We start from the raw sequence: 3,508 nt of genomic DNA on the forward strand, positions 1-3,508 counted from the left end.
ATTACTTGTAGCCGACGCGGTCGAGGATGCGTTGTGCGGCAACCTGGTTCTTGCCGATGGTCGCGATCGACACGTTTTCAGCCTTGAACTTGCCCATTTCTTCCAGCGTCGGGTTCTTGGCGACGGCACTGGTCACGACCGGCCATTCGTTGTTGCCGTCGGCGAAGTAGCCTTGCGCTTCATCGCTGGCAAGGTACTCGAGGAACTTGACCGCGGCTTCACGATGCGGAGCGTTCTTCGCGACACCGCCGCCCGAAATGTTCAGGTGGGTACCGGAGGTCTTCTGGTTCGGCCATACGAAGCCGACCTTGCTCATCAGTTCCTTCTCTTCCGGCTTGGTCGAGCGCAGCAGGCGCACGTAGTAGTAGGTGTTCGCCACTGCCACGCCGCATTCGCCGGTCGCCACGCCCTTGATCTGGTCGGTGTCGCCGCCGCGCGGGGGACGTGCGAAGTTGTTGACCACGCCTTGGGCCCACTTCTCGGTCGCTGCTTCGCCGTTGCGCTCGATCATCGAGCCGATCATGGACAGCATGTACGGATGCGAACCGGAACGGGTGCAGACCTTGCCCTTGTTCTTCGGATCGGCCAGCGATTCATAGGTGGCGACGTCTTCCGGCTTCACGTTGGCCTTGTTGTAGACGATGATGCGGCCGCGGGTGGAGAAGCCGTACCATTCGGAACCCTTGCCGTCATCCTTGCCGCGCAGGTTGGCGGGGATGCGGGCGTCCAGCACCTTCGACTTCACCGGCTGGAACAGGCCGTCGATCTGCGAACGCCACAGGCGGGCGGCATCGACCATCAGGATCACGTCGGCCGGGCTGTTCTTGCCTTCGTTCTTCAGGCGCTCGAGCAGGGCGTTGTCGTCCGCTTCGATGCGGTTGATCTTGATGCCGGTCTGCTTGGTGAAATTGGAGTACAGCTGCTCGTCGGTCTGGTAGTGGCGGGCCGAATAAAGGTTCAGGACGTTTTCCTGCGCCTGCGCGAAACCTGCTGCGGATACTGCCACGCAAGCGGCGGCAATCTTCGTAAGGAGGATGCGGGTCATTATTTTTCCTTGTTGAGAATGAGTTTTTGCAAGGCGAGTATAGTCCCTTTTTATATAAATAGGAATCATTCTCATTAGTGTTTGGAGCCTGTCCTCCGCTAAAATGCGCCTTCCTTCTGTACCACTTCGCATTTTTATGATCCGCATCAAGCTTGCCCTTGTCCTGGCATCCCTGGCTGTCCTGGTTGCCGGCTGTGCATCCACGCCGCATCCCGTACCGGTAGCGCCGGAACCCGTTGCCGCTTCCCCCGCAAAATCCGCCCGTCCTGTCCGGATCGGCCTCGCGCTTGGCGGCGGCGCCGCGCGCGGTTTCGCGCATATCGGCGTCATCAAGGCGCTGGAAGCGCAGGGCATTGTTCCCGACGTCGTGGTTGGCACGAGCGCGGGCAGCCTGGTCGGCGCGCTATACGCGGCCGGGAACAACGGGTTTGCACTCCACAAGCTCGCCCTCGAAATGGACGAGGCCGCGATCTCCGATTGGTCCGTCCCGTTGTTTGCCAAGGCCACCGGTGTGCTCAAGGGAGAGGCCCTGCAGAACTATGTCAACAAGGCGGTCCATAACGCCCCGCTTGAAAAGCTGAAGATTCCATTCGGCGCGGTCGCCACCGACTTGAAAAATGGCGAAGCGGTCCTTTTCCAGCGCGGCAATACCGGCGCGGCAGTGCGCGCATCGTCGGCCGTGCCCGGTGTTTTCCAGCCCGTGCGGGTCGGCGAACGCTCCTATGTGGATGGCGGCCTGGTTTCACCGGTACCGGTGCGCTTTGCCCGCGAGATGGGGGCGGACTTCATCATTGCCGTCAATATTTCGTCCCAACCCGACGCACAACCCTCCACCAGCACACTGGAGGTGCTGCTGCAGACATTTGCCATCATGGGACAGAGCATCAATGCCTTCGAATTGAAGGAAGCGGACATTGTGATCCAGCCGCGACTGGGCTCGATGAAAGGGAATGACTTCCCCGGCAGGAACAACGCGATTCTTGCGGGCGAGCAGGCAGCCGCCGCACTGATGCCGGAAATCAGGAAGAAGCTCGCCCAGAGGCGCGAGCAGTAGAAGAATTATTCGGCCTGGTTGATGCGGCGAGCGCCGTTGAAGCGGTTTTTCCAGTAACTCAAGTCCATGCTCTCGATGCGCACCTGCCCGCCACCGGAAGGCGCATGGATGAACTTGTTGTCGCCGAGGTATACGCCGACATGCGAGAAGCCACGCCGCAGTGTGTTATAGAACACCAGGTCGCCGGGCTGCAGTTCCTTGGTATCGATTTTTTCGCCGACCCGGCTGATTTCTTCCGACGTGCGCGGCAATTCCTTGCCCCAGACTTCCTTGAATAGATAACGTACCAGTCCGCTGCAATCGAGTCCGTTTTCAGGAGCATTGCCGCCATACTTGTAGCGGATGCCGATCAACCCCATCGCATGCAACGCGAGTTCGGATGCGCGCGAAGTGAGGTCTTGCAATTTCATCAATGCAGTGGTTTGCTCCGGGGCTGCCTGGTCCGCCGCAAACGACGGCAGGGCCAGGCAAAGCATGCCGGCGCACAGCAGTCGTCGGAAGAATCGGAGTGATATTGTCATAAGTGCAATTGGTTCCTGCATCGACTGCCAGAATGTACGGTAAGCCTGCGTGTGCTGTCAAAAATTATTGCGCGGCGTTATGCTTTGTTACAAAGCATCACATCAAGCCAGGCATGACCCAACCAAGCTCACTCGACCTCCCGGTCAAACCGCGCGTACTTATTGCGGACGACTCCCGCATCGTGCGCGCCACACTTATCAAGCACATCCAGGGAATGTTCGAATTCCGCGAGGCGCTCGACGGCGAGCAGGCATGGGAAACCTTGCTGCTTGACCCGAGCATTCGCGTGGTCATTACCGACCTCACCATGCCCAAACTCGATGGTTACGGTTTGCTCAAGCGTATCCGCGCGTCGAAGGTCAGCCGCATCCGCGACATTCCGGTTGTCGTGGTGTCCGGCAGCGACGAGCAGGAAGAGCGTGAACGTGCCAAGGCTGCGGGTGCTACTGATCTCGTTACCAAGGGTATTGGCACGGCCCAGTTGCTGTCGCGTCTTGAAATCCTGTCACGGCTCGTCGGCACCCAGCGCGAATTCGAGCGCAGCCTGGAAACCCTGATCCGCGACATGGCGACCGGTCCCCAATTGCCGCTGATGCCGCTCGAGGCGCTTCAGGAACAAGCGGACAAGCTCCTTGCCCAATCAATAACGGGCAAGAAGAATTTCATCGTGCTGAACGTCTGCATTGGTTTCCGCCACGCAGAAGTGGAGGGGGCCGCCGCGCCGCCAGCGAGTGTCGTCGATGCCATCGGCCAGCTCCTGCTTCGGACGGTGCGGGCAAGCGACCTGGTGTCGCGCACCGGCGAGACCGGGTTTATCCTCGTTACCAGCGGCATCAACAACGAGGCCGCCCGCCTCTTCGCCCGGCGGGTCTGGAACGCCATCGCCA

Annotated in this window: 4 protein-coding genes; 2 read left to right on the forward strand and 2 right to left on the reverse strand. The window is 60.0% G+C overall.

What is annotated here, in order from left to right; genetic code table 11:
• Position 1 precedes the first annotated feature (1 nt).
• Positions 2–1,045, reverse strand: a complete 1,044-nt coding sequence (locus tag AYR66_RS00355; RefSeq protein WP_088705848.1) for a Fe(3+) ABC transporter substrate-binding protein — start codon at positions 1,043–1,045, stop codon at positions 2–4.
• Between the two features lie 136 nt (positions 1,046–1,181).
• Between AYR66_RS00355 and AYR66_RS00360 the strand changes: the two genes are divergently transcribed.
• Complete coding sequence (locus tag AYR66_RS00360; protein ID WP_088705849.1) at positions 1,182–2,099, forward strand: patatin-like phospholipase family protein; 918 nt, start codon at positions 1,182–1,184, stop codon at positions 2,097–2,099.
• A gap of 5 nt (positions 2,100–2,104) precedes the next feature.
• Here the strand turns inward: AYR66_RS00360 and AYR66_RS00365 are convergent, their stop codons facing one another.
• Complete coding sequence (locus AYR66_RS00365) at positions 2,105–2,620, reverse strand: C40 family peptidase (RefSeq protein WP_170942012.1); 516 nt, start codon at positions 2,618–2,620, stop codon at positions 2,105–2,107.
• Positions 2,621–2,733: 113 nt separating this feature from the next.
• Between AYR66_RS00365 and AYR66_RS00370 the strand changes: the two genes are divergently transcribed.
• Positions 2,734–3,508, forward strand: a 775-nt coding sequence (locus tag AYR66_RS00370) for a response regulator (protein ID WP_141104134.1), incomplete at its 3' end; no start/stop codon positions are given.

It is taken from the genome of Noviherbaspirillum denitrificans, assembly GCF_002211445.1.
GTDB lineage: Bacteria > Pseudomonadota > Gammaproteobacteria > Burkholderiales > Burkholderiaceae_D > Noviherbaspirillum > Noviherbaspirillum denitrificans.